The following is a 25,942-nucleotide window of genomic DNA, read 5'->3' on the forward strand; positions in this document are numbered from 1 at the left end:
GATGAAGCCGGGGCTGTCGGCGCGCGCGCCGCAGACCGGGTTGCGGTCGCGCACGTAGCTGCGCACGCCCGCCCAGACGCTGATGGGGCGCGGGACGCGCAGCGCCGTTTCCTGTTCGATGTTGTAGATGCCCTGCGCCACGTCCAGTTCGTCCGGATAGACCTCGCCGGGGGCGACCGGCTGCGCATCGGCGGGCGACCCCATGAAGCAGCCGTGTTCGGGCTTGACGTACCACTGGTAGTCCGCATTGCACACATGCGGCCAGCGCGCGCCTTCCGAGCCCCGTAGCAAAGGGAAGGTAAAGGCGGTGCGCTTGTACGGCGTGATGCCCACGGGGGCCACGCCCGCCATGCGGGCGACGGCATCGGCCCAGCCGCCTGCGGCGTTGACGATCACGTCGGCGGTGTAGTCCTCGTCCTGCGTGCGGACGCGCCATTTGCCTTCGTGGCGCTCGATGCCCTGCACCGGCGCATTCGTCGCCAGCACCGCGCCGTTGCGCTTGGCGCCTTTCAGATAGGCCTGAAGCAGGGTGTTGACGTCGATGTCCTGCGCATCGGTTTCATGGACGCCCAGGTCGAACTTGTCGGCCAGCAGCGCGGGAAACAGCGCCATGGCCTGTTCACGGTCCACCCATTCGGCGCGGCCGCCCGCTTGCCCGATACGCGCGTGCAGCTTGTCCAGCACGGCTTTCTGGCCGTGGCGGCCCAACGTGAGGCTGCCGCGCTGCTCGATCAGGGGAAGGTCGGCGAAGCCCGCCGGCGGGGTCTGGAAGAACGCCCGGCTGGCAGCGGCCATGGCGCGCATCTGGTCGGCCGAAATGCCGACGGTGAACTGGCCGGCGGTGCGGCCCGAACTATGGAACCCGAAATGCGGTTCCTGTTCGATCAGCGCGACCTTCCCGGCCTGGGACAGGAAGTAGGCGGCCGCCGCGCCCGAGATCCCACCGCCGACAATGACAACATCCACGTGCATCCTGTGTTCCCCTTTCGTCTGGAAAGCCGCTGGTTCTGCGCCGCGGCGCCGGGCTGTTCCCGGAATGACCCGATTGAATCTCAACGCCTTCGACAGTGTCGAGTCGAATAAATGGAATCGAAACCGCAATAATCTGCACCGGGTCCGGGCTTGCCCAAGCGCGAAGGAAAACGCTACGGGAAAACCATGACCGCTGGGCGCCCCGCTGTGGTGCCCAGCCACGCCTGCCGTCCGCCGTCGTTCTATTAATTGCATCCAGCCCTCGATTTTTTGACATCGACGGCGCAACGCCTTTTGCGCGATCCTGCTCGCCAATGAAGCACTCCTGGATGAAAACCGACATGAACGACAACACGCGTCAACGCAGCGGCCGGCAAGCCATCTACTCGGGCAGCGAGTATGAACGCACTTACAGCTATGCGCGCGCCGTCGCGCTCAACGGCCATGTCCGCCTGTCCGGCACGACGGGCTACGACTATGTTGCCGACGTGCTGGCCGATGGCGCCCGGGCGCAGACGGAGCAGATCGTGCGCAATGCCCGATTCGCTTTCGAACAGGCGGGCGCGTCGCTGCGAGATGTGGTCCGGGTGCGGATCTACATCGCCCGGCCCGAAGACTACGACGCCGTCATGGACGTGTACGCGGAGGCGTTCCGCGGCGTGGATCCCGCTTGCACGACCGTGCAAGCCGGCTTGTTCGATCCCGCCATCCGGGTCGAAATCGATATGGACGCCATTGTCGATGCCGCCGCTTAGCCTGTTGCGCCACGCACCGGCGGACGCGGTGTCGCGCCTGCTGGACCGGACCGAACCGTTGCCCGCCGCGGCCGATGTCGTCATCATCGGCGGCGGCATCATGGGCTGCAGCGCCGCCTGGTACCTGGCCCGCGCCAACTTGAAAGTGGTGCTGCTGGAAAAGAACCGCATCGCCTCGCAGCAGTCGGGGCGCAATTGGGGTTTCGTGCGGTCGCTGTACCGCGATCCGGCCGAACTTGCCCTGGCCGCCCAGGCCCTGTCGCTTTGGCCCGGACTGCGGGCGGAGCTGGGCCACGAGACGGGCTGGACCCGCAGCGGCTGCCTGTTCCTGTGCGCGGACCCGGCTGAGCGGGGGGCCTACGAGGCCTGGCTGGCCGAGGCGGGCAGCCGTGTCAGCGATACGCGGATGCTGAGCGCCGACGAGGTGGCGGCGCGGTTCCCGCTGGTGTCGCCGCGCACAGAAGGCGGCATCATCGCCGAATCGGACGGCCAGGCCGAGCCCACGCTGGCGACCCTGGCATTCGCCCGGGCGGCCGTGAGCGCCGGCGCGGTGGTGCAAGAAGATTGCGGCGTCAGCGCCCTGGACGTCGCGGGCGGCAGCGTGCGGGGCGTGCAAACCGAGCACGGCCCGGTGCGCGCGCCCATCGTCATCTGCGCGGCGGGCGCGCAGACCTTCCGCCTGCTGCAGGGGCTGGATGTCCAATTGCCCCAGAAAGTCGTGCGCAGCACGGTATCGCTGACGGCGCCGCTGCCCGCCCTGGGCCTGCCTTGCTTTGTCGGGTACGGGCTGGGCCTGCGCCAGCGTCCCGACGGTTCCTGCATTATCGCCACGGATGCCGGCACGGATATCGACCTGACGCTGGACTCCTTGCGCGCGTCGCGCTACTTCCTGCGTGAAGTGGTGCGCAACCACAAGGGCTTTTCCTTCCGGTTGGGAAAGCCCTTCGTCAACGACCTGTACACCCGGCTGTCGGTCCCGAAGTCGGATTGGGCGATCAAGCCCCGCGATCCGGAGATCGCGCCCAACACGCACCGCGTGCGCGACAACCGCAAGCGGTTCGCGCAATTGTTCGCAGCCATGCCGCCGGTTGAAATCTTGAAGTCCTGGGCCGGAAACATCGATGTGATGCCGGACGCGCTACCCGTGATCGACGCGGCCTGGCCGGCCACCGGCCTGATCATCGCCACGGGCTTCTCGGGGCATGGCTTCGGGCTGGGCCCGGCAGTGGGCAGCACGCTCGCCGCGCTGGCCCGCGGCGCCGAACCCAAGACCGACCTGGCGCCGTTCTCGGCCGACCGTTTCCTGCGGGGGGCGTATTCGCGCCCCTACGCGGCCATCTGATACCCGGAGCAATGATGTCCGATACCGCCCTGATCCCTCCCAGCCATGCAGAATTGCAGCGCATCGCCGCCGGCCTGCGTCTGCCGGACCGCACCTTCATTGACGGCGACTGGTCGGCGTCCGACAACGGCGCGTTGATCGAGACCGCCAATCCCGCCACGGGCGCGGTGCTGAGCACGCTGGCCCATTGCGGCCAGAAGGATGTGGATCGCGCGGTTGCGGCGGCGCGGTGGTCTTTCCGCAGCGGCGCCTGGTCGCGCTGCGCGCCGGAAAAGCGCAAGGAAGCGCTGCTGAAGCTGGCGGCGCTGATCCGGCGCGATGGCGTCAGGCTGGCTGTCATGGAAAGCCTGGAAAGCGGCAAGCCCATCCGGGACTGCCTGCGGGAAATCACGCAGGAAGTCCCGGCCATCTTCCAGTGGTACGGCGAACTGGTGGACAAGAGCTACGGCCACGTCGCGCCGACCGGCCAGGAAGACTGCGCGATGGTCGTGCGCGAACCCATCGGCGTCGTGGCGGCGGTGTTGCCGTGGAATTTTCCGCTGCTGATGGCGACGTGGAAGTTGGCGCCGGCGCTGGCCAGTGGCTGCTCCGTCATCGTCAAGCCGGCCGAAGAGACGTCGCTGACCGCGCTGTCCCTGGCGGCGCTGGCCCTCGAAGCGGGGATTCCGGCGGGCGTGCTGAACGTGCTGACGGGGCCGGGCGAGACCACGGGCCGGTTGATCGGCCAGCACCCGGACATCGATTCCGTTTCGTTCACCGGATCCACCGATGTCGGACGGTTGTTCCTGCAGTACGCGGGCTCCAGCAACCTGAAGACGGTCGGGCTGGAGATGGGCGGAAAAAGTCCTTTCATCGTCCTCGACGATGCGGACCTGACCGAAGATCTGATCGACAATGCCGTGATGGCCGCTTTCTGGAACGGCGGCCAGAATTGCTCGGCCAACATGCGCCAGCTGGTCGCGCGGTCGCGACAGGACGCCTACGTGGAGAAGATCATCGCCCGCACCAAGCAGATCGTGATCGGGGATCCCCTGGATCCGGCGACCGACATGGGGCCGCTGATCTCCGCCGGCCAGCGCAACCGCGTGCAGGCTTATGTGGCCAAAGGCGTGGAGGAAGGCGCACGCCGTGTCCTGGAGGCCAGCGTTCCGGGCGGACGCGGCCATTACCTGGGCCCGACGGTGTTCGCGGATCTGCGCCCGGAAATGGCCATCGCGCGCGAAGAGATCTTCGGGCCGGTGCTGGGCGTGCTGCCCGTGGACAGCATGGACCAGGCGTTGCAGATCGCCAATGGCACCGACTACGGCCTGCATGCCACCGTCTACACCCGCGACCTGGACCGTGCGATGTACTTCGCCCGCCGCCTGGAGTGCGGCACGGTCGCCGTCAACGGCTTTACGGAAGGCGACATCAAGACGCCCTTCGGTGGCTACCGCAGGTCGGGGTCGCTGGCCCGCGACAAGGGGCTGGAGGCCATGGCGCAATATCAGCAGATCAAAACGATCTGGTTGCGCCTGTCCGCGATGGGACTCTGCGCGTGAACGCGCCCGTGCTTCGCGTCGCCGGCCTGCACACCCGATTCCGCGTGCCCGGCGGGTGGAAGACGGTCGTCAACGGGCTCGATTTCGAGGTGGCTCCACGCGAGACCCTGGCGGTCGTGGGGGAATCGGGGTCGGGGAAAAGCGTGACGGCCATGTCCATCATGCGCTTGCTGAATCCGCGCGATACGGAGCTGTCCGGCAGCGTCCTGCTGGACGGGCGCGACCTGTTGGCATTGCCTGAACGCGACATGCGGAAGATCCGCGGCGCGGACATCGCCATGATCTTCCAAGAGCCGATGACCAGCCTGAACCCGGTACGCACGATCGGCTTCCAGGTGGCCGAATCGCTGATGCTGCACCGGGGCCTGGACTGGGCCGCGGCGCAGGCTGAAGCGCTGCGCCTGCTGGAAAAGGTGCGCATCCCGGCGGCGGCGACGCGCCTGAAAGACTATCCGTTCCACCTGTCGGGCGGCATGCGCCAGCGCGTCATGATCGCCATGGCGCTTGCTTGCCGGCCTCGGCTGCTGATCGCTGACGAGCCGACCACGGCGCTGGACGTCACGATCCAGGCGCAGATCCTGGCCCTGATCCGCGAATTGCAACGGGACGACGGGATGTCGGTACTGTTCATCACGCACGATATGGGCGTGGTGGCGGAAGTCGCGGACCGCATGGTGGTGATGTGTGGCGGAGAACAGATTGAATGCGGCGCCACCGCCCGCATTTTCGATGCGCCTGCCGAACCCTATACCCGCGCCCTGCTGGCGGCCGTGCCGCGCTTGGGCGCCATGAAGGGCGTGTCGCGCCCGCTGCCGTTCCCGGCCATCGACCGGCAGACCGGGGCCAGGACGCCGGCCGTCCAGACCGAGGACACCGTGCGCGCGGACGCCCCGCCCGCGCTTGAGGTTCAGGGGCTGACGATGCGCTACCGCCTGGGTGCCGGTCTGCTGTCGCGGGATCGCGGGATGGTGCACGCGGTTGAGAACGTGTCGTTCCGCGTGCAGCCCGGGGAAACCCTGGCCCTGGTGGGTGAATCCGGCTGCGGCAAGTCCACGATCGGCCGCAGCATCATGAACCTGCTGACACCGACCTCAGGCCACGTTCGGGTCAATGGCCACGATATCCATGCGGCTGGGCGACGCGACCGCGGGGCCATGGCGCGCCATGTGCAGATGGTGTTCCAGGACCCGTTCTCCAGCCTGAATCCGCGCAAGACCGTCGCGGCGGCCGTGGCCAGCCCATTGATCGTGAACAAGGTCTGCAAGGGCGACGCGCTGCGCGCCCGCGTCGCCGAACTACTGGCCTGCGTGGGGTTGGACAGCGATGCCGGCGCCCGTTATCCGCAGGAGTTCTCGGGCGGCCAGCGGCAGCGCATCTGCATCGCGCGCAGCCTGGCGCTGGGCCCTTCGTTGCTGGTGGCCGACGAGGCCGTGTCTGCGCTGGACGTGTCCATCAAGGCGCAGGTCATCAACCTGATGCTGAAGCTGCAGCAGGACATGGGGCTGGCCTATCTGTTCATCTCGCACGACATGGCCGTGGTCGAACGCGTCAGCCATCGCGTGGCGGTGATGTACATGGGGGAGATCGTCGAGATCGGCTCGCGCGCAGCCGTGCTTTACGACCCGCGCCATCCCTATACCCGTCGCCTGCTGGATGCGGTGCCGGTGGCGGACCCGGGCGCGCCGCGGGTTCCGCGCAACCTCGCCCAGGACGAGATCCGGCACACACTGCGCCCGCCCGGCTACACGCCGCCCCGACGGCGTTACCAAGAGGTCGCGCCCGGACACTTTGTGATGCAGGACGACTAAGGCCGCGCGCGTCGCGCGTCGTCCCGCCACCCTATGAATTCGATTACGGAACCTGCCATGCCCATGACTCCCGCCCTGAAATCGCACCTGATGCGGTTCTACGACGGCACCCTGCTCCCCGATGAACTGGCGCTGGCGCTGTCCAGCGACCCGGGTTGGTTCGCATCCGATACCGTGGCGCGCGGCCAGCGTGTGCGCGATCTGCCGCTGCGCCCGGGCGGGCTGCCGGGCCTGCGCATCCAGGATCAGGGGCGTGTCTTCGACTTGTACGACTATCTGGCGGTCAACGGCGTGGCCGGACTGCTGGTCATGAAGGACGGGCAGGTCGCGTTCGAGACCTACCAGCGCGGCATTTCGCCGGAAACCCGCTGGAACTCGTGTTCGCTGGCCAAGTCGGTGGCGGCCACGCTGGTGGGGGTGGCGCTGAAAGAAGGCCTGATCGATTCGCTGGACGACCCGGTGACCCGGTACGCGGAGCTGGGCGGCGTCTACCGCGAGGTCTCGTTGCGCCAGATGTTGCGCATGTGCTCGGGCGTGCAGTGGAACGAGGACTACGGCGACCCGGCTTCCGAGCGCCGCCAGTTGCTGGATATCCAGACCCGTTGGCAGCCAGGCGGCATCCGCGATTTCATGAAGAGCCTGCCGGCGCGGCAAGCCGCCGGGCAGGCTTGGGCCTACAACACGGGCGAATCGTATCTGCTGAGCGCGGTGATGGAAGGCGCGACCGGGCAGCGGCTGGTTGATTATCTGCAATCCCGCCTGTGGTCGCGCATCGGCATGGAATCCGACGCGACCTGGTGGGCGGAATGCCCCGGGGGCATGACGATCTCGGGCAGCGGCATGAATGCGACCTTGCGTGACTATGCGCGGTTCGGGCAATTCGTGCTGGAAGGCGGGCAGGTGGACGGCGAACGCCTGTTGCCCGACGACTGGGTGGCGCAGGCAGGCTCGCCTTACCGCATCGGCGATACCGAGATCCCGTACGGCTACATGTGGTGGGTGCCGGAACTGAAAGACGCCGCCCTGGCGGGCGCATTTCAGGCCGAAGGCATCTACGGCCAGTTCATCCATGTCAATCCGGCGCACAGGCTGGTTGCCGTGGTGCTGAGCGCGCGCGGCAAGCCCAGCTACAAAAAGCGCGTCGAGATCAACGATGACGCGTTCTTCGCCGCGCTGGCCAGGGCGTTCTGACCGTGGTTTCGCTCAGCTGCTTTACAGCTTGACTCGCTGTTTCAGCGCCTGCGCGATCATCCCGATGTCGATGTCTTTGCCGGGGTTTTTCTGGCAGAAGTCGTACAGCACCGCCACATAGGCGTTGCCCAGCAGCTTGGTGATGGCGCCGGCGGTGGTGGCGGCGATGGTGCCGCCCACCGCGCTGCCCGCGCCCGGGATGAACTTCAGCATGCCCGACACGAGCGAGCGCCCGATCAGCGTGGCGGCCGATGCGCCCAGCGTGGATGTCACAAGCGTCGTGATCGCGGTGGTGTCGAGTTCCATGCCGAATGTGATGCCGATCTTGGCAATCATCCCCACCTGGATCGGCACCAGCGCGAACGCGTCCGAGAACGGGATGGGCGCGGCGGCGGCCGACGCCGCCAGGCCTGCCGCGACGTTCACCTCTATCTCAGCCCGCTTTTTTTTTACTTCCAGGGCTTTCTTGTTGCGCGTGGACAGGGCGTTGGCGTAGGCACGCTGCTGGCCTTCGGGGATAAGTTCGGCGGTGACCCCAATCAGCGCGTCCAGCCCCATCGGCGGCAATTCGGCATCCAGCTCTTCGATCCATTCCGGCAGCGCGCGCACCGCCACGACATCCTTGGCGCGCGGCAGCAGCTTGCGCGCCTCGTCGACGAAGGCGCTGTTCTTGCGGGCCTTGGTCAGGACCGCGATGACGGGGATGCCGGCGTTGGCCAGCATGTCGCACAGCTCGATCTCGGCGTCTTCGACGCGGTGGCTGCTGTCCTGAATGCAGAGCCAGGCCACATGCAGGTGCTTGTCCTGGTCGTCGGACGCGGCGCGTTCCTGGATCAGGTCGGCCAGTTGCTGGCGCGATCGCGCGTAGTCCCCGACCTCCAGGCCGCGGGTGTCGATGATGGTGAGCGGATGGCCGGGCTTGCTGTAGGCCTGGGTGGACTGGGTGACGGGCTTGCCCGCGCCGGTCTTGGCCAGTTCGCCGCGGAATACCGCATTGATCAGCGTGCTCTTGCCCACGCCCGTCTTGCCGGCGATCAGGATATTCACGCGGCCGGCGCCTCGGGTCGCCGTGCTGATGGCGTCGGCGATGGCGTCCTGCAGGGCGGGAGAGTCGGGGCGGAGGGCGTTCATCGGTCAGTCGCGGAAAAGCCAGGAGGGTTGGGGGAACGATATCAGATGCGTCCGATTTGCGCGTGCTTATCGAATTTTCCGCGCAGCGTGGGGGAAGATCGCCATGCACGTCAATGCAACGGCGGCGCTCAACACACAAAAGAGAAAGGGGGGGGGCATGAACCAGGAGGGGGTGCAATTGCGGCGCGGCCTGAACGCGCGGCATATTCGTTTCATGGCGTTGGGGTCGGCGATCGGCACCGGGCTGTTCTACGGGTCGGCGGGTGCGATCCAGCGCGCGGGGCCATCGGTGCTGCTGGCCTATCTGATCGGCGGGGCCGCCATCTTCCTGACGATGCGCGCGTTAGGCGAAATGGCGGTCAGAACGCCGGTGTCGGGGTCGTTCGGCCATTACGCCACGCAGTATCTGGGGTCCTACCTGGGATTCCTGACGGGCTGGAGCTATGCGTTCTCGATGCTGATGGTGTGCCTGGCTGACGTCACCGTATTCGGCCTCTACATGAGCTTCTGGTTTCCGGACACGCCGCGCTGGATCTGGGTGCTGGGCATCGTGCTCCTGATCGGCGGCCTGAACCTGTGTTCGGTGCGGGTTTTCGGCGAACTCGAATTTTGGCTGTCCTTGCTGAAGATCGTGGCCATCGTCGCCATGATCGTGGCGGGGCTGGGGGTGCTGCTGGCTGGGATTCAACCGGGCGGCGCCGCGGCGGCGGGCACATCCGGGTTCTCGAATCTGTGGCGGCACGGCGGTTTCTTCCCGAACGGCCTGCAGGGCATGATCGCGTCGTTCTCGGTGGTGATGTTCGCGTTCGGCGGCATCGAGGTCATCGGCATGACCGCCGGCGAAGCCCGTGATCCCCAACGCATGATCCCCCAGGCCATCAACTCGGTGCCCCTGCGCATCCTGCTGTTCTACGTCCTGACCCTGACCGTGCTGATGGCCATTTTTCCGTGGCCCGCAATCACCGGCAGCAGCAGCCCGTTCGTGCAGATTTTCAGCCACCTGGGGCTGGCTTCCGCGGCCTCGGTGTTGAACCTCGTCGTGATTTCGGCCGTGATCTCGGCGATCAACAGCGACATTTTCTCCACGGGACGCATGCTGTACGGCATGGCGGCCAACGGCCAGGCGCCACAGGTATTTGCACGGCTGTCGCGCCTGGGCGTGCCGTGGATGACGGTGTTGGTAATGGGCGTGGCCCTGCTGGGCGGCGTCGTGCTGAACTACCTGCTGCCCGACAAGCTGTTCATGGCCTTCGCATCGATGGTCACGTTCTCGGTCGTGTGGGTATGGCTGATGATCCTGCTGTCGCAAGTCGCCATGCGGCGTGGCCTGGGGGCGGACGAGGTCGCCGTGTTGGGTTTCCCGGTGCCATTCTGGCCGTACGGGCAGATCTTCGCCATTGTCTTCATGCTGTTCATCTTTGTCGTGCTGGGCGTGTTTCCGGACACCCGCCTGGCGCTGGTTGTCGGCGCGGGCTGGTTGGCGCTGCTGACCGTGGCGTATTGGCTGTGGGTCAGGCCAAACCGTCCAGGCAGCTCGCTGCCGTCGTCTCAATGTCCGTGATTTCTCAGGAGGACCCATGTTGTCGAACTGTCACGAATTCGAGCTCCCCGCCTCGGTGATCCAGGCGTTTCAGGAAGACGGCGCCGTCTGTGTGCGCCAGTTGTTCGCCCCTGATGAAGTCGCGCTGTTGACGCGCGGCATCGAGTCGAACCTGGCTGCGCCCAGTCCGCGCGCCAAGGTGGCCAGCACGGCGGACGACCCCGGCTGGTTCTTCGAGGATTTCTGCAACTGGACTGAAAACGACGACTACCGCCGATTCATCTTCGACAGCCGTGTCGGGTCGGTCGCCGCGCAGTTGATGGGCTGCCCAAGCGCGCGTCTGTACCACGACCACCTGCTGGTTAAGGAACCCAATACGCGCCAGCCGACGCCCTGGCACCAGGACCAGCCCTACTACAACGTGGAAGGCCAGCAAAACTGCAGCATGTGGATGCCGGTGGATCCGGTGGCGCGCGAGTCTACGCTGGAGTTCGTGGCCGGGTCGCATCGGGGGCCGTGGCTGATGCCGCGCACGTTCCTGGACCACCAGGCGCGCTGGTTCCCCGAGGGGAGCCTGGCCGATCTGCCGGACATCGAATCAGACCGCTCGGCATGGAAGATCCTGGGCTGGGAACTGCAACCGGGCGACGCCGTGTTTTTCCATATGCTGACTTTGCATGCCGCGGGCGGTGTGGGCGGCAACCGGCGCCGGCGCGCATTTTCGCTGCGCTTCCTGGGCGAGGATATGCGGCACGCGCCACGTCCCTGGCGTACGTCGCCCGAGTTCCCGGGCCTGGCAGAAGCCCTGCCCGCCGGCGCGCCGTTGGCGCATCCGCTGTTTCCGGTGGTGTGGCCGCGCCCGGCCGCGTGATCGACTGTCACTTGCCTGTCGTTTTGACGCAAAAGGTAATCGAACGTACGGCGGCGGCACAGGCCGCGCCGCCGCCGCTGACGCGTAATAACCCGTGTTTTTGCACGGGATTGGTGCGAACTCCGGGGGCGGTATCCGCTTCGTTCCGGAATGTGGGATAGCGGGCTGAACATCTTGAAAATCCAGCAAAAAAAGGGGCGGGACAGCCCCCTCAATGCTGTTACATCTCAAATGTTTCTAACGCGTCTTTGACAGGAATGCCTGCGTAGAATCAGCCGCTCGTCAGGTTTCGCCGCGCTTTCAGCGGCACCGTTCATGTCCCGTGTTGCCCTCGTTTCCCGCTTGCTCTGTTCGCGCCCGTTGACCAAGGGCTTTCGATACCTCTACCGCTATACGCACGCCGGGGCCTATCGGCACAACGAGACGCTGTGGCCTTTGGTGAAGGTTCGGCGCGATGGCAGCGAACGTCTGGTCGGATGCGATCTGGTGGGTGTGACGGGGCCCGCGACCCTGCCGATGGACGACGTGCCGCGCAACATCGAAGGCGAGGCGCACCTGGTCCTTTCCGGTCCGTCGATCGCGCAGATCGACTACACGCAATGCCGCCTGGGCGCGGTCATGGGCGTCAACGGTTCCATTGCGCTGCGCCGCCAGCATCCTTCGCTGCGCTTTCACTATTACGCGATGCTGGACGCCGGATTCGTCAAGCGGCGGCGCGATCTGGTGGCCGAGGTGCTGTCGCAAGACCTGCTGCTGTTCGTGACGCCCGAGGTGTACCGCTGGATCGCATTCCTGTTCGCCGCGGACGACATCCGCTGCCGTTTCGCCTTGTTCGAAGAAGTGCACCAACGGGCCCTGAAGGCGCGTGCCAGCCCCGAAGCGCTTGAAGCGCAGTTGGCGCAAGACCCCGAACTGGTGTTGTTCGACGCCCGCAATCCGCAGCATGCGCACGGGTTCAGCCTGAACCCCGCGCGCGGGCTGTTCGGCGGAGGCACGGTCGCCTACACCGGCCTGCAGCTGCTGTCCTGGATGGGTGCCCGCACGGTGTACGTGCATGGGCTGGACCTGACCGCTAGCGCTGGGCCGCGCTTCTACGAAAGCGCTGGCGGGCAGCTTGCCACCGCGCTGGACCGCCAATTCGCCGGCCACATCGAACCCGCCTTCCGCGAGGCCAGCCGGCTGCTGAGCGCGCGCGGGGTAAAGGTCTACAACTTGTCGCCGGGCAGCCGCCTGGGCGACGACGTATTCGAAAAACGCCATTGGAGCTGTTTGCTCAATCAGGCGGAATCTCCGCCTTCCCCGCATCTGCTCTCGGGCCTGACATCATGAAGATTCTCTACACCAACTTTCACCAGGGCGACGGCGGCGGTCACACGACGTATGTCATGTCGCTGGCGCGCATGTTGCGCCAACGCGCGCACATCACCGTCGCCGCGCCCCGCAGCAGCCGCCTGCTGGCCGAAGCCGACGCCCTGCCCGGCGTGCAGTCGATCGACCTGGAATTCAAGGGCCGGCCGTTCCAGCAATTAAGCGCGCTGCGCCGCTTGCGTGCGCTGCTGCGCAAGGAACAGTTCGACGTGATCCATGTGAACGGGTCGGCCGACCACCGCCTGTGCATGCTGGCCACGATGGGCATGGGCGCCAAGCGTCCTTTCATCGTCCTGACCCAGCACACCGACCGCACCGCAAACAGCCTGGGCGTGCGCATGCGCGCCAAATGGGGCACCAACCGCGTCATCTGCGTCTGCGGCCACACGTTCCGCCGCATGAAGGATTCGGTGTTCCGCGACGAGGATCTGCGGGTCGTGCACAACGGTGTCGATACCGCGCAATTCCGGCCGGCCAGCGCGCACGACTCGGCGCAGGCACGCGCCGCCCTGTTGCCCGCCGCCATGCGGCGTCGGCTGGTGATCGGCAGCAACGCCGGCACCGCCAGCTACAAGAATTGGCTGGACATGGTGGCGGCGGTGTCGTTGTTGCCCGACTACCTGCGCGATCAGGTCGTGATCCTGATCGCCGGCAAGGAACCGGATGACGGCCAACGCCAGCGCGTGGCCGAACTGGGCATGACGGACCAGGTGGTGTTCACCGGTCTGCTGGAAGACGTGGGCCCCTTCCTGTCGGCACTGGACGTGGGCTTCGTGCTGTCGTCGCGGCTGGAGACGATCTCGTTCGCTTGCCGCGAAATGATGGCGTCCGGCAAGCCGGTCATCGTCAGCAAAGTGGGCGGCCTGACCGAAAACGTCACGGACGGCCGCAATGGCTGGGTGGTGCCCCCGGATTCCGTCAGCAGCGTCCTGAAGACCGTGGTCGAGATCCTGAAGAACCGCGACCTTGTGGCGCAGATGGGCATCGACGCGCGCAATACGGCGCAGCGGGAATTCTCGCTGGCGCAGTTCGTGGGGCGCACGGAAGAGGTCTACCTGGAACGCCCGGCAGGCGCGCGCGGCCAATTGCGGCTCACGTCCTGATCGACGGGCTGGCCTTGGGCGCACTCACGCGGCCAGATTGAACGCCAGGAACATCAGGCACGACCACAGCAGCAACGCGATGTGCGTCAGTTGCAGCGTGTCCTGGCGTATCCAGTAACCGAACCACAAGCCGCTCAGATGCATGGCCAGCAGGCAGGCGGACAGGGCGGCCAGCGCGCCGTTCAGCCAAGGGCGGGCCGCAGCCAGATCGCCCTGGATCAGCAGCGCGTAGCAACCGGCCCAGGCCAGGGCGGCGCCCGCCGTCTGGACCAGCAATAATCCCCCCAATGCCGCGCGATGCAGCCCCGGTGACCGCTGCGCGCGGGTGAGCAAGGGGGTGGGGATGCGCGGTTCTTGTGTCAATGGCAGCATCGCCATCGTGGCGCCGACCGCGGCGGCCGCGCCGCGGAAATCGCGCCGGTTGTTCAGCGCCGCAAGCGTCAGCCATAGCGCCAGCCCCAGGGCCTGGACGGACAGGAACAGCCAGATGGCAGTGGATGAACTCAAAAGACGGCCCTCCTATTATGCAAGTATTTCCTTGCATAATAGGAGGGCCGTCCTGTTCGCGCAATAAAGACCCTGCGGTCAGGTCAGGGTCGCCGCGCTCATTCGCTGTAGGTCTTGGTGCTGTACAGGCTGACGGGCAACAGGTTCAGCACCGGCAGGCCGGATACCGGGTCCTTGGCTTGCTTGTCGATATAGCTTTGCAGCACGTCGGCATCCAGCACGCCGATGTCCTGCCGGCGCGCCGCCGGGACGTTGGCCAGCGTCTTGTAGCCGTCGCCGCCGGTGGCGTTGAAGCTCAGCACGAACAGCTTGTAGGTGTGGGCCGCGTCCAGCGGCAGCCAGTTGCCGCTGGCGGCATCCCGCACTTCGATGTTCGCCACGCGGTTGCCCTGGGCTTGCGCGGCGTTGACGTCCCAGCGCAGGCCACCGGCATACGGGTATGGGCCTGTCGAACCGCCCGGGCCGTAGACGGCCTGCATGCCGTCTTCCAGCATGCTCTTGACCTCGGCGCCCGTGACTTCCAGGCGCCAGAGCATGTTGCCGAATGGCACCACTTCGATCACGTTGGCGGCCGTCACGTTGCCCAGCAAGGGCACGCGCACGCCACCGCCGCTTTGCAGCGAGATGTCCGCGCCGCCGTAGTTGGCGTTGGCGACCTCCAGATAGGCTTGCGCCACCAGCTGCTGGATGTCGCCGCCGCGCAGGCTGACGCTGCCCAGCGTGTTGCACGCCGCGCTGGAGCGGCTGTAGTCGCGCGAGCCGGGGCCGCCCGGCACGCGGCGCGAGCACAGTTCCTGCGGCACCGAAGCAACCTGGCTGGCGCTGAAGGCGTCGACCCGCGCCTTGAACGGCTGCAGCACGCGGGTGGCTTGCGCGTCTGGTTGCTGGATGCGCAGGAAGCCACTGGCGGCCACGTCGGCCAGGATGGCGGCCTTGTCCGCGGGGGCAGGCGCGGCCCCGGCCACCGTGAACGCGTCGCCCATCAGAACGTGCGGCGTGCCGGCGCAGGCCGTGACGTCGCCGCTGGCGTCGAAGCTGACCTTCAGTTCGCCGACCACTTGCGAATATTCCCAGGCCTGCGCGAGGCACACGCGCTTGCCGTCCTTGTTCTGCAGCACGGTCGGGTAGGCTCCCGCGGGCGAACCCACGCCATAGGCCGTCATCGTGTCCGGGCCCAGCAGGGTGTGGGAATCGCCGCCGACCACCACGTCCACGCCGCTCAGGTTGGGGATGATCTGCTTGTCGTAGTCGTAGCCGATGTGGCTCATCACCACGATCTTGTTTATGCCTTTGGCGCGCAGTTCATCGATCTGCGCCTGCGCTGCCGCCGTTTCGTCCGAGAACAGCGTGCCGGCGTCCGGGCTGGACGACTGCTGCGTCTTGTTGGCGATCGTCAAGCCCACGATGCCGATGGGCTGGCCGTCGCGCTGCAGCACGATGGAAGGCTTGACCAGGCCGGGCGCGCGCGACGGGTTCAACGCCGACGCGGCGGCGAATGTGACGTTGGCGCTTAAGAGTGGCGTCTGGCATGCACCGGCATGCAGCAGGTCGATGAAGCGCTTCAAGCCGCTGTCGCCCTTGTCGAACTCATGGTTGCCGAGCGTCATCGCATCAAAGCACACCGTGTTCATCATGGCCGCATCCGCCTCGCCGGCTTCACCCGCGCGGTTGAAGTACAGCGTGCCGGTATTGGCGTCGCCCGCGTGCAGTTTCAGCACGTTGGCCGACTGCGCGGAGAGCGCGTTGAAGGCGCCGGTCACGCGGGGAAAACCACCGACTTCCACGTTCACGGCCACGGCCGCGCCGGTGGCGTTCTTGAGCTTCAGGTCTTTCTTCTTGCTGTCCAGATTGGAGTGGTGATCGTTGATGTGCAGGATCGTCAGCTCCATCGGCCGGCCAGGGGCCGGCTGCTCCGGCGCGGGCGGTTCCGGCGTCGGGTTGGACGTATCGTCGTCGTCATCGCTGCCGCCGCAACCGGCCAGCAACAGGGCGCTCAGCATCGCGGCGCCCGCATTCCTCTTCCACGTAATCATTCGTGTGATCCCTCGTTATGCGAAGGCGAATGGTTGCGGCGTAAGATGACGTCAGGATGAATGACAGGACTGTCATGCGCACCGACGGCGTTGTCTTGTTCCTGTCATGAAAAAAGCAGGCCCGGCGCAATGCACCGGGCCTGCCGAGTACCGCCCGAACAGGCGGGCTTAGAAGTGGATCACGGTGCGGATCGACTTGCCATCATGCATCAGGTCGAAGGCTTCGTTGATGCGTTCCAGCGGCAGCGTGTGCGTCACGAACGGGTCAAGGTCGATCTTGCCGCTCATGGCGTCTTCGACCATGCCCGGCAGCTGCGTGCGGCCCTTCACGCCACCGAAGGCCGAACCGCGCCAGACTCGGCCGGTGACCAGCTGGAACGGACGGGTGCTGATTTCCTGGCCGGCGCCGGCCACGCCGATGATGATGCTTTCGCCCCAGCCCTTGTGACAGCATTCCAGCGCGGCGCGCATCACGTGCACGTTGCCGATGCACTCGAACGAGAAATCCACGCCGCCGTCCGTGAGTTCGACGATGACGTCCTGGATGGGCTTGTCGTAGTCTTTGGGGTTGATGCAGTCGGTGGCGCCCATGGCGCTTGCCAGCACGAACTTGTTCGGGTTGGTGTCCACGGCGATGATGCGGCCGGCCTTGGCCTGCACGGCGCCCTGGATCACGGCCAGGCCGATGCCGCCCAGGCCGAACACGGCGACCGTGTCGCCTTCCTTGACCTTCGCGGTGTTGTGCACGGCGCCCAGGCCGGTCGTCACGCCGCACCCCAGCAGGCAGACCTTTTCGTGCGGGGCGGCCGGGTTGATCTTGGCCAGCGAGATCTCGTTGACCACGGAATATTCGCTGAACGTCGAGCAGCCCATGTAGTGGTACAGCGGCTTGCCTTCGTAGCTGAAGCGCGAGGTACCGTCGGGCATGACGCCCTTGCCCTGCGTGGCGCGCACTTTCTGGCACAGGTTGGTCTTGCCGGACAGGCAGAACTTGCACTCGCGGCATTCGGCCGTGTACAGCGGGATGACGTGGTCGCCCGGCTTCAAGGACGTGACGCCCTCGCCGACTTCCACGACGATGCCGGCGCCTTCATGGCCCAGCACGGCGGGAAACAGACCTTCGGGATCGTCGCCGCTCAGCGTGAAGGCGTCGGTGTGACAGACGCCGGTGTGCGTGATCTGCACCAGCACTTCACCGCGCTGCGGCGGCGCGACGTCGATTTCAACGATTTCCAGCGGCTTGCCGGGTCCGAATGCGACTGCTGCGCGTGATTTCATAGCGTTACTCCACGAATGTCGGGGGGGCTTACTTCAAATAGGAACGGACGATGCGCATTAGCTGATCGACCTCGGCTGCGGCATCGATCGTGGCGTGTTGCGGCCCGCCCTGGGCGGATTGCAGGAAGGTCTCCCGAAGATGGCTTTCCAGCACTTCGGCCATCAGACCGGTGGCGGCGCCGCGCAAGGCGGCCAGCTGCTGCAGCAGGGCGCCGCACTCCGTGCCAACGTTTACCGCGCGTTCCAATGCTAACGCCTGCCCCTGGATGCGGCGCAGGCGGGTGACGACACGCTTTTTCTCTTCCGGCGAATGCGGCACGGCAGGCTCCGAAAAACGATACAGGGGGGGAGTATAGGCAATCCGACGGCGCCCGTCCACTGCCGAGTGTCCGGCCGGGGCTGGCGCGGGGTCTGGCCGGCCTTTCGCCGCGCCGTCGGTGCGCCAGACACCTGTACCTGTCTATACTTGATCCTGATCGATTTCCGCAGTCTTGCGGCGCACAACAGGAATTCCCGTGGCCTCCACCCCTCCCCGATTGCCCGTTCAGGCCAATGCCCTTCCCGCCCCGCTTTATGCGCAGGTCAAGCAGATGATCGCGCAGCAGATCCGCAGCGGCGCCTGGCCGGCGCACTACCGCGTCCCGTCGGAAAGCGAACTGGTCGATGAACTGGGATTCAGCCGCATGACGATCAACCGCGCGCTGCGCGAACTGACCTCCGAAGGGCTGCTGGTGCGCATGCAGGGGGTGGGGACGTTCGTGGCGCAGCCCAAGGCGCGGTCGGCGCTGTTTGCCGTCAACAACATTGCCGACGAAATCGCGGCGCGCAGCCACCGCCATCACAGCCGCGTGGTGCGTCTGGCCGAAGAGGCGGCGGGCGCCGAACAGGCGTTGGCGCTGGAGATCCGCGCGGGGCAGCCTGTCTATCACTCGATCATCGTGCACTACGAAGACGACATCCCGATCCAGCTGGAAGACCGCTATGTGAATGTGCGTCTGGCGCCCGACTATCTGAAGCAGGACTTCACGCAAAGCACGCCGTATGAATACCTGACCCGCGTCGCGCCGCTGAGCGAAGGCGAGCACGTGGTCGAGGCCATTCTGGCCAAGCCCCGAGAATGCCAGCTGCTGCAGATCGAACGCGAGGAGCCCTGCCTGTTGATCAGCCGCCGCACGTGGTCCGGCGACCGCGCAGTCACGCTCGCCCGTCTGATCCACCCCGGGTCGCGGCACCGTCTGGAAGGCAAGTTCACGTCATGAAGCAAGCTGACGTCCGCCTCTACCGCGCCGCCGACTACCCGCGCATGCCGTGGCGCAACGGCGCGGGCATCACGCAGGAAGTGGCCTGCAATCCCGGCGGCAGCACCGCCGCGTTCGACTGGCGCCTGTCCATCGCCGATGTGGCCCAGGACGGCGGCTTTTCGGCGTTTACCGGGTATCAGCGCATCATCACCGTACTGGAAGGCCGGGGCATCCAGCTGACCGTGGACGGGCGCGAACAAGCGCCGCTGGCGCCGCGCCAGGCCTATGCGTTTTCGGGCGACGCGCAGGTGCAGTGCCGCCTGCTGGATGGCGCGATCCGCGACTTCAACCTGATTTACGCGCCGGCGCGCATGCATGCCCGGCTGCAATGGGTGACGGGCGCGGGATCGTGGACTTTCCATAGCGCCGCGCCCAGCGTGCTGGTACTGAACGCGGGCGATGCGATGTCGGTAGGCGTCGATGCTGCGGTGCACACGCTGCCGTCGCGCTATGACTGCCTGCACGTCGAGGGGCAGGAAGGCTTGGCCGCGTATCGTCTGGAAGGCGCGGCCCCCTTGGACGCCTGCGTGATCGAGCTGCTGCCGCGCGCGGGCTGATCGCCGCCGGGTCCCCTAAGCCGCCTCCGGGCGGCTTTTTTTTTCTGTCGCCTCCGGGCAGCTTTTTCTCTGCCGCCTCCGGGCAGCTTTTTTTCTGCCGCCTCCGGGCAGCATTTTTTCCGCCGCCCACATGGCGCGTTGCCCTGGCCGCAGACGCGCTGCCGATAGGGGAAATCCCTGACGAATATTTCAGTCTACCTGTCTTGTATATACAAGCATAGGCATCCTATGATGCAGACAGCCGACCCGCCTGCGAAAGGCGCGCAACTGAACCGATCAAGGAGAACCTCTTGGACCACTCGAACCGATACCGCGACGTTGTCATCCGCGCCCCGCGCGGCAATAAGCTGACCGCCAAGAGCTGGCTGACCGAAGCCCCGCTTCGCATGCTGATGAACAACCTCGACCCGGACGTGGCCGAGAACCCCAAGGAACTGGTGGTCTACGGCGGCATCGGCCGCGCGGCCCGCAATTGGGACTGCTACGACAAGATCGTCGAGTCGCTCACGAACCTGAACGATGACGAGACGCTGCTGGTGCAATCGGGCAAGCCGGTGGGCGTGTTCAAAACCCACGCCAATGCGCCGCGCGTGCTGATCGCCAACTCGAACCTGGTGCCGCACTGGGCCACCTGGGAACACTTCAACGAGCTGGACGCCAAGGGCCTGGCCATGTATGGCCAGATGACCGCCGGCAGCTGGATCTACATCGGTAGCCAGGGCATTGTGCAAGGCACCTATGAAACCTTCGTCGAGGCAGGCCGCCAGCACTACGGCGGCAACCTTGCGGGCCGGTGGGTGCTGACCGCGGGCCTGGGCGGCATGGGCGGCGCGCAGCCGCTGGCCGCCACGTTGGCGGGTGCTTCGTCGCTGAACATCGAATGCCAGCAGGCCAGCATCGACTTCCGCCTGCGCACGCGCTATGTGGACGAGCAGGCCGATAACCTGGACGACGCGCTGGCTCGCATCGCCAAGTACACGAAGGAAGGCCGCGCCGTTTCCATCGCGCTGTGCGGCAACGCCGCCGAAATCCTGCCCGAACTGGTGCGCCGCGGCGTGCGCCCGGACATGGTCACCGACCAGACCAGCGCGCATGATCCGCTGAACGGTTACCTGCCCTTGGGGTGGACGTGGCAGGACTACCGCGAACGCGCCAAGCGTGAGCCGGCCGCCGTCATCAAGGCCGCCAAGCAATCGATGGCGGTGCATGTGAAAGCCATGCTGGCTTTCCAGCGCCAGGGCGTTCCCACCTTCGACTATGGCAACAATATCCGCCAGATGGCCAAGGAAGAAGGCGTGGCGGACGCGTTCGACTTCCCGGGTTTCGTGCCCGCCTACATCCGGCCGTTGTTCTGCCGCGGCGTGGGCCCGTTCCGCTGGGCCGCGCTGTCGGGGGACCCCCAAGACATCTACAAGACCGACGCCAAGGTCAAGGAACTGATCCCCGACGACGCGCACCTGCACCACTGGCTGAGCATGGCGCGTGAACGCATCAGCTTCCAGGGCCTGCCGGCGCGCATCTGCTGGGTGGGGCTGGGCCAACGCGCCAAGCTGGGCCTGGCGTTCAATGAAATGGTCCGTTCCGGCGAACTGTCCGCGCCCATCGTCATCGGCCGCGATCACCTGGATTCCGGCTCCGTCGCCAGTCCCAACCGCGAAACCGAATCCATGCGCGACGGCTCGGACGCGGTGTCCGACTGGCCGTTGCTGAACGCGCTCTTGAACACCGCCAGCGGCGCGACGTGGGTGTCGCTGCATCATGGCGGCGGCGTGGGCATGGGCTTCTCGCAGCATTCCGGCATGGTCATCGTGTGCGACGGCACGGACGAAGCCGCCGAGCGCATCGCTCGCGTGCTGGCCAACGACCCCGGCACAGGCGTCATGCGCCATGCGGATGCGGGCTATGACATTGCGATCGAATGCGCCAGGGAGCAGGGCCTGAACCTGCCCATGGTGACCGGTAAGCGCTAGTCGGCTGCCGGCCTGCCGCCGAAGCCATTCTGGCTGTCGGCAGGCTGCTAAATCAACACTCTCGCGCGGGGATCGTGTCGGCATGACGCCGCTCCCCCGCCACATTCGAGGCAATGCGATGGCTCAAGACTGTGAAGCGGTACAGGCGCCTCTGATCGAGCGGCGTTCGATCGACTACATCCCCGAATCCGAGCGGCATGGCAAGCTGTACAGCCAGTTCACGCTCTGGATGGGTGCCAACCTCCAGATCACCGCCATCGTCACCGGCGCGCTGGCCGTGGTGCTGGGGGGCGACGTGTTCTGGTCGTTGATCGGGCTGTTCATCGGGCAGGTCCTGGGCGGCGGCGTCATGGCGCTGCACGCGGCGCAGGGCCCCAAGCTGGGCTTGCCGCAGATGATCTCCAGCCGGGTGCAGTTCGGCGTCTACGGCGCGGCGATACCCATCGTGCTGGTGTGCCTGATGTACCTGGGCTTCACGGCCACGGGCACCGTGTTGTCGGGGCAGGCGCTAGGCCAGCTGTTCGGCGTCAGCGACACCACGGGCATCCTGATCTTCGCGGCAGTGATCATCGCCGCCACCCTGTTCGGCTACCGGGTGATCCACATCATCGGACGGATCGCGACGGTCTTTGGCATCATCGCGTTCGTCTACCTGTTCAGCCGCGTGATGGCGGTGGGCGACGTGGGCCAGTTGCTGCAGATCCGGCATTTCAGCTGGAGCTCGTTCCTGCTGGCGGTCTCGCTGGCGGCGTCTTGGCAGATTGCCTACGGCCCCTACGTGGCGGACTACTCGCGCTATCTGCCCAGCGCCACCTCTTCCACGAAGACGTTCCTGGCAGTCGGATTGGGATCGGTGGTGGGCGCGCAGATCGCGATGGTGCTGGGCGTGCTGGCCGCCGCGATGGCCGCGGGCCAGTTCGCGGGCCGCGAAGTCGCCTATATCGTGGGCCTGGGCGGCACCGGTACGATGGCAGCGCTGCTGTACTTCAGCATTGCCTTCGGCAAGATCACGATCTCCACGTTGAATTCCTACGGCAGCTTCATGTGCATCGCCACCATTGCCAGTGGCTTTCGGGGCCAGGTGCAGATCACGCGCCGGCAGCGGGCGATCGCCGTGGTGCTGATCGTGGCGGCGGCGACGGCGGTGGCGTTGATCGGCCAGCATTCCTTCCTGAATGCGTTCAAGTCCTTCATCCTGTTCCTGCTGGCGTTCTTCGTGCCCTGGAGCGCGGTGAACCTGGTGGACTACTACTTCGTAAACCGCGGGCAGTATGACGTGGCGGCGCTGTCGGACCCCAACGGGCGCTACGGGCGCTGGAACCTGCCGGGCATCCTGGTCTACGCCTTCGGCGTGCTGGTGCAGATGCCCTTCATCTCCACCAAACTCTACACGGGGCCGATGGTCGAGCGGCTGGGCGGCGTCGATATCTCGTGGATCATCGGCCTGATCGTCCCCAGCATCCTTTATTACCTGTTCGCGCGCCGCGACGCGCGGCCCGTCCTCAACGAGCCGGCGGAAAAGCTGGCATGACAACGACATTGCATGACGCCGGCAACCGGCACAGGAGACCCACAATGGATTTGCATTTGAAACCCGGCCATTTGACGCTGTCGGACCTGCGACGCGTGTACCAGCAGCCGGTCCGCGTGACGCTGGATCCCGAGGCGGGCGGCGCCATCGACGCCAGCGTGGCGACCGTCGAGCGCATCATCGCCGAGGGCCGCACTGTCTATGGCATCAATACGGGTTTCGGCCTGCTGGCGTCCACCAAGATTGCCCGCGAAGACCTGGAGGCGCTGCAAACCTCACTGGTGCGCTCGCACGCCGCCGGCGTGGGCGAGGCGCTGGATGACGCCATGGTCCGCCTGATCATGGTGCTGAAGATCAACAGCCTGGCGCGGGGCTACTCCGGCATCCGGCGCCACGTGATCGACAGCCTGATCGCGCTGGTGAACGCCGAGGTCTATCCGCACATTCCCCTGAAGGGCTCGGTGGGCGCCTCCGGTGACCTGGCGCCCCTGGCACATATGTCGATGGTGTTGCTGGGCGAAAGCCGCGCCCGCCACCAGGGCGAATGGCTGAGCGCCAAAGACGCGCTGGCCCGCGCGGGCCTGGCGCCGTTGACGCTGGCGGCCAAGGAAGGGCTGGCGTTGCTGAACGGCACGCAGGTATCCACCGCGTATGCCTTGCGCGGGCTGTTCGAGGCCGAGGACATGATGGCCGCGGGTCTTGTGTGCGGCAGCCTCAGCGTGGAGGCGATGCTGGGCTCGCGCGTGCCGTTCGACGCTCGCATCCACGCCGCGCGCGGCCAGCTCGGGCAGATCGACGTGGCGACCGTCTACCGCGCGCTGCTGGACAACGACAGCGAGGTCGGCCACTCGCACGCGGATTGCGAGAAAGTGCAGGATCCCTACTCCCTGCGCTGCCAGCCCCAGGTCATGGGCGCCTGCCTGACGCAGATCCGCCATGCCGCGCAGGTGCTGCAAATTGAATCCAACGCCGTGTCGGACAACCCGTTGGTGTTCGTGGACGAGGGCGACGTGATCTCGGGCGGCAACTTCCATGCCGAACCCGTGGCGATGGTGGCCGACAACCTGGCGCTGGCGCTGGCCGAAATCGGTGCGTTGTCGGAACGGCGCATCGCGCTGATGATGGACAAGCACATGTCTCAGCTGCCGCCGTTCCTGGTGGCCAAGGGCGGCGTCAATTCAGGCTTCATGATCGCCCAGGTGACGGCGGCGGCGCTGGCCAGCGACAACAAGGCGCTGGCGCATCCCGCCAGCGTGGACAGCATGCCCACGTCCGCCAACCAGGAAGACCACGTGTCGATGGCGCCCAACGCCGGCAAGCGACTGTGGGCAATGGCCGAAAACGTGCGCGACATCCTGGCGATCGAATGGCTGGGCGCCTGCCAGGGCCTGGATTTCCGGGAAGGGTTGAAGACCTCGCCCCAGCTTGAGCAGGCGCGGCGCGCCCTGCGCGAACAGGTGCCGCATTACGAAGAAGACCGCTTCTTCGCGCCGGACATCGCCGCCGCCAGCGGCCTGATCGCCGCGCAAGTCCTGAACGGCCTGATGCCGGCAGGCCTGCTGCCCAGCCTTTAAATCCCATGACGCGGCCCCGATTGGGCCGCGATGGCTTCACGCCTTGTGACAGCGCCCGCAGATGGCGCGCGCCGGGCGGTTGACGGCGCTCGCCTATTACAAGTGTATGGAGACAGGAATGCAGGCACAAAGACAGGCACAACCAGGGGAAAAAACGCAGGACCTGAAACGTGGGCTCAACGCCCGGCACATCCGCTTCATGGCCCTGGGGTCCGCGATCGGGACCGGGCTGTTCTACGGGTCGGCCAAGGCCATCCAGGAGGCCGGCCCGTCCGTGCTGCTGGCCTACCTGATCGCTGGCGCCGCCGTTTACATGGTGATGCGCGCCCTGGGCGAAATGGCGGTGCACAACCCAGTGTCGGGGTCGTTCGGGCAGTACGCCACCAGTTACCTCGGACCTGTCGCGGGTTTCCTGACGGGTTGGACCTACGCCTTCGAGATGATCATCGTCTGCCTGGCCGACATCACGGCCTTCGGGCTGTACATGGGCTTCTGGTATCCCGACGTGCCGCGCTGGATCTGGGTGCTGTCCATTGTGTGCTTCATCGGCGCCATCAACCTGTGTTCGGTCAAGGTGTTTGGCGAACTGGAGTTTTGGCTGTCGCTGCTGAAGGTGGGCGCCATCATCGCGATGATCGTGGGCGGGTTGGGCATCATGCTGTTCGGTTTGGGACTGAATGGGGACAGCGCGGCGACCGGCGTGCATAACCTGTGGGAGCACGGTGGCTTCATGCCTAATGGCGTGGGCGGATTGATCGCGTCGCTGGCGGTGGTCGTGTTCGCGTTCGGCGGCATCGAGATCATCGGCATCACCGCGGGCGAGGCGAAGGACCCCGGCCGTACCCTGCCGCGCGCCATCAATGCGGTGCCTCTGCGTATCCTGCTGTTCTATGTGCTGACGCTGTTCGTGCTGATGTCGATTTTCCCGTGGACGCAGATCGGCAGCAAAGGCAGCCCCTTCGTGCAGATCTTCGACAGCCTGGGTATCAATTCGGCGGCCACGATCCTCAACATCGTGGTCATATCGGCGGCGGTGTCGGCGATCAACAGCGACATTTTCGGCGCGGGCCGCATGTTGTATGGCATGGCGCAGCAGGGCCAGGCGCCGCGCGGCTTCGGGGCGGTATCGCGCAACGGCGTGCCGTGGATGACCGTCGTGGTGATGTCGGCGGCGCTGCTGCTGGGCGTGGTGCTGAATTACCTGATCCCCGAAGGCGTGTTCGTGCTGATCGCCTCGATCGCCACCTTCGCCACGGTTTGGGTCTGGTTGATGATCCTGTTGTCGCAAGTGGCGATGCGGCGCAAGATGAGCCCGGAGGCCGTGGCCGCGCTGAAGTTCCCGGTGCCGTTCTGGCCCATGGGGCCGATCGCGGCAATTGTGTTCATGCTTTTCGTGTTCGGGGTGCTGGGCTATTTCCCGCGGACGCAGGCGGCGCTTGGGGTGGGCGTGGTGTGGATCGCGCTGTTGTGCGTGGCGTACCGCATGTGGGTGCATCCCAAGCGGCCCTCGGGCGGCATTCCGGTGCCGGTGGAACAGGGTTCAGATTGATGGGCGATTTTCAGGAGAAT

21 protein-coding genes are annotated in these 25,942 nt (G+C 66.1%); 15 read left to right on the plus strand and 6 right to left on the minus strand.

Translation table 11 applies throughout. From position 1 onward, the window contains the following. Positions 1-972 (minus strand): FAD-dependent oxidoreductase (locus tag HG262_RS22340; RefSeq protein WP_169273106.1); only part of this gene is annotated, 972 nt, incomplete at its 3' end. Between the two features lie 341 nt (positions 973-1,313). On the opposite strand from HG262_RS22340, the gene HG262_RS22345 reads away from it, so the two are divergent. The 5 genes from HG262_RS22345 to HG262_RS22365 are packed head-to-tail and all read left to right on the plus strand — an operon-like array spanning position 1,314 to position 7,609. Continuing rightward, positions 1,314-1,727 (plus strand): Rid family hydrolase, encoded by a 414-nt coding sequence (locus HG262_RS22345; protein WP_169273107.1) that lies wholly within the window; start codon positions 1,314-1,316, stop codon positions 1,725-1,727. Next, positions 1,714-3,069 carry an FAD-binding oxidoreductase gene (locus tag HG262_RS22350; RefSeq protein ID WP_169273108.1) on the plus strand — a complete coding sequence of 452 codons (1,356 nt, stop codon included), beginning with the start codon at positions 1,714-1,716 and terminating at the stop codon, positions 3,067-3,069. Before HG262_RS22345 ends, HG262_RS22350 begins: the two co-directional genes overlap by 14 nt. Before the next feature lie 14 nt (positions 3,070-3,083). Beyond that, complete coding sequence (locus HG262_RS22355) at positions 3,084-4,610, plus strand: aldehyde dehydrogenase family protein (protein WP_169273109.1); 1,527 nt, start codon at positions 3,084-3,086, stop codon at positions 4,608-4,610. Positions 4,611-4,654: 44 nt separating this feature from the next. Further along, on the plus strand, positions 4,655-6,418 hold the full coding sequence (locus tag HG262_RS22360) for an ABC transporter ATP-binding protein (RefSeq protein ID WP_348984417.1): 1,764 nt from the start codon (positions 4,655-4,657) through the stop codon (positions 6,416-6,418). 57 nt (positions 6,419-6,475) lie between these two features. Continuing rightward, complete coding sequence (locus tag HG262_RS22365; protein WP_169273110.1) at positions 6,476-7,609, plus strand: serine hydrolase; 1,134 nt, start codon at positions 6,476-6,478, stop codon at positions 7,607-7,609. Between the two features lie 21 nt (positions 7,610-7,630). On the opposite strand, the gene HG262_RS22370 is transcribed toward HG262_RS22365, so the two are convergent. Next, the gene (locus tag HG262_RS22370; RefSeq protein WP_169273111.1) at positions 7,631-8,740 is read right to left on the minus strand and encodes a GTPase; all 1,110 of its coding nucleotides are present in this window, start codon (positions 8,738-8,740) and stop codon (positions 7,631-7,633) included. A gap of 157 nt (positions 8,741-8,897) precedes the next feature. Between HG262_RS22370 and HG262_RS22375 the strand changes: the two genes are divergently transcribed. From HG262_RS22375 to HG262_RS22390, 4 genes are all read left to right on the plus strand, one after another. Further along, positions 8,898-10,301 (plus strand): amino acid permease, encoded by a 1,404-nt coding sequence (locus HG262_RS22375; RefSeq protein ID WP_169273112.1) that lies wholly within the window; start codon positions 8,898-8,900, stop codon positions 10,299-10,301. Between the two features lie 16 nt (positions 10,302-10,317). Continuing rightward, positions 10,318-11,151 (plus strand): phytanoyl-CoA dioxygenase family protein, encoded by an 834-nt coding sequence (locus HG262_RS22380; protein ID WP_169273113.1) that lies wholly within the window; start codon positions 10,318-10,320, stop codon positions 11,149-11,151. Between the two features lie 315 nt (positions 11,152-11,466). Then, entirely contained in the window at positions 11,467-12,480 is a 1,014-nt protein-coding gene (locus HG262_RS22385; protein ID WP_169273114.1) for a hypothetical protein, read from the plus strand. Continuing rightward, positions 12,477-13,622 (plus strand): glycosyltransferase family 4 protein, encoded by a 1,146-nt coding sequence (locus HG262_RS22390; RefSeq protein ID WP_169273115.1) that lies wholly within the window; start codon positions 12,477-12,479, stop codon positions 13,620-13,622. The genes HG262_RS22385 and HG262_RS22390 overlap by 4 nt, the downstream gene beginning before the upstream one ends. A 24-nt stretch (positions 13,623-13,646) precedes the next feature. Here the strand turns inward: HG262_RS22390 and HG262_RS22395 are convergent, their stop codons facing one another. The 4 genes from HG262_RS22395 to HG262_RS22410 form a co-directional block, all read right to left on the minus strand. Then, complete coding sequence (locus HG262_RS22395) at positions 13,647-14,129, minus strand: DUF2165 family protein (protein ID WP_169273116.1); 483 nt, start codon at positions 14,127-14,129, stop codon at positions 13,647-13,649. A 98-nt stretch (positions 14,130-14,227) separates the two neighbouring features. Continuing rightward, entirely contained in the window at positions 14,228-16,162 is a 1,935-nt protein-coding gene (locus tag HG262_RS22400; RefSeq protein ID WP_169273117.1) for a 5'-nucleotidase C-terminal domain-containing protein, read from the minus strand. A 168-nt stretch (positions 16,163-16,330) separates the two neighbouring features. Continuing rightward, complete coding sequence (locus tag HG262_RS22405; RefSeq protein ID WP_169273118.1) at positions 16,331-17,440, minus strand: S-(hydroxymethyl)glutathione dehydrogenase/class III alcohol dehydrogenase; 1,110 nt, start codon at positions 17,438-17,440, stop codon at positions 16,331-16,333. A 28-nt stretch (positions 17,441-17,468) separates the two neighbouring features. Beyond that, positions 17,469-17,759: a metal/formaldehyde-sensitive transcriptional repressor gene (locus HG262_RS22410; RefSeq protein WP_169273119.1), complete on the minus strand. Its 291-nt coding sequence runs from the start codon at positions 17,757-17,759 to the stop codon at positions 17,469-17,471. Positions 17,760-17,955: 196 nt separating this feature from the next. Here HG262_RS22410 and hutC point away from each other — a divergent pair, with 196 nt between their 5' ends. The 6 genes from hutC (at position 17,956) to HG262_RS22440 (ending at position 25,922) form a co-directional block, all read left to right on the plus strand. Further along, positions 17,956-18,699 (plus strand): histidine utilization repressor, encoded by a 744-nt coding sequence (gene hutC, locus HG262_RS22415; RefSeq protein WP_348984416.1) that lies wholly within the window; start codon positions 17,956-17,958, stop codon positions 18,697-18,699. Beyond that, complete coding sequence (locus tag HG262_RS22420; protein ID WP_169273120.1) at positions 18,696-19,298, plus strand: HutD family protein; 603 nt, start codon at positions 18,696-18,698, stop codon at positions 19,296-19,298. The genes hutC and HG262_RS22420 overlap by 4 nt, the downstream gene beginning before the upstream one ends. Before the next feature lie 290 nt (positions 19,299-19,588). Next, a complete protein-coding gene (hutU, locus tag HG262_RS22425) occupies positions 19,589-21,268 on the plus strand; it encodes a urocanate hydratase (protein ID WP_211187689.1) in 1,680 nt (559 codons plus the stop codon). A 118-nt stretch (positions 21,269-21,386) separates the two neighbouring features. Then, entirely contained in the window at positions 21,387-22,799 is a 1,413-nt protein-coding gene (locus HG262_RS22430) for a cytosine permease (RefSeq protein ID WP_169273121.1), read from the plus strand. A gap of 44 nt (positions 22,800-22,843) precedes the next feature. Next, positions 22,844-24,373: a histidine ammonia-lyase gene (hutH, locus tag HG262_RS22435; protein ID WP_169273122.1), complete on the plus strand. Its 1,530-nt coding sequence runs from the start codon at positions 22,844-22,846 to the stop codon at positions 24,371-24,373. 118 nt (positions 24,374-24,491) lie between these two features. Then, complete coding sequence (locus HG262_RS22440) at positions 24,492-25,922, plus strand: amino acid permease (RefSeq protein ID WP_169273123.1); 1,431 nt, start codon at positions 24,492-24,494, stop codon at positions 25,920-25,922. Positions 25,923-25,942: the final 20 nt, after the last annotated feature.

This window comes from Achromobacter sp. Bel (assembly GCF_012928505.1).
Lineage (GTDB): Bacteria > Pseudomonadota > Gammaproteobacteria > Burkholderiales > Burkholderiaceae_B > Achromobacter.

Excerpts from the sequence above, each read along its gene's own strand:
- HG262_RS22385 (WP_169273114.1), top strand. The coding sequence starts at position 11,467 with ATGTCCCGTGTTGCCCTCGTTTCCCGCTTGCTCTGTTCGCGCCCGTTG.
- HG262_RS22390 (WP_169273115.1), top strand. The coding sequence starts at position 12,477 with ATGAAGATTCTCTACACCAACTTTCACCAGGGCGACGGCGGCGGTCAC.
- HG262_RS22375 (WP_169273112.1), top strand. The coding sequence starts at position 8,898 with ATGAACCAGGAGGGGGTGCAATTGCGGCGCGGCCTGAACGCGCGGCAT.
- HG262_RS22345 (WP_169273107.1), top strand. The coding sequence starts at position 1,314 with ATGAACGACAACACGCGTCAACGCAGCGGCCGGCAAGCCATCTACTCG.
- HG262_RS22365 (WP_169273110.1), top strand. The coding sequence starts at position 6,476 with ATGCCCATGACTCCCGCCCTGAAATCGCACCTGATGCGGTTCTACGAC.
- HG262_RS22350 (WP_169273108.1), top strand. The coding sequence starts at position 1,714 with ATGCCGCCGCTTAGCCTGTTGCGCCACGCACCGGCGGACGCGGTGTCG.
- HG262_RS22380 (WP_169273113.1), top strand. The coding sequence starts at position 10,318 with ATGTTGTCGAACTGTCACGAATTCGAGCTCCCCGCCTCGGTGATCCAG.
- HG262_RS22355 (WP_169273109.1), top strand. The coding sequence starts at position 3,084 with ATGTCCGATACCGCCCTGATCCCTCCCAGCCATGCAGAATTGCAGCGC.
- HG262_RS22370 (WP_169273111.1), bottom strand. The coding sequence starts at position 8,740 with ATGAACGCCCTCCGCCCCGACTCTCCCGCCCTGCAGGACGCCATCGCC.
- HG262_RS22400 (WP_169273117.1), bottom strand. The coding sequence starts at position 16,162 with ATGATTACGTGGAAGAGGAATGCGGGCGCCGCGATGCTGAGCGCCCTG.
- HG262_RS22440 (WP_169273123.1), top strand. The coding sequence starts at position 24,492 with ATGCAGGCACAAAGACAGGCACAACCAGGGGAAAAAACGCAGGACCTG.
- HG262_RS22420 (WP_169273120.1), top strand. The coding sequence starts at position 18,696 with ATGAAGCAAGCTGACGTCCGCCTCTACCGCGCCGCCGACTACCCGCGC.
- HG262_RS22405 (WP_169273118.1), bottom strand. The coding sequence starts at position 17,440 with ATGAAATCACGCGCAGCAGTCGCATTCGGACCCGGCAAGCCGCTGGAA.
- hutH (WP_169273122.1), top strand. The coding sequence starts at position 22,844 with ATGGATTTGCATTTGAAACCCGGCCATTTGACGCTGTCGGACCTGCGA.
- HG262_RS22430 (WP_169273121.1), top strand. The coding sequence starts at position 21,387 with ATGGCTCAAGACTGTGAAGCGGTACAGGCGCCTCTGATCGAGCGGCGT.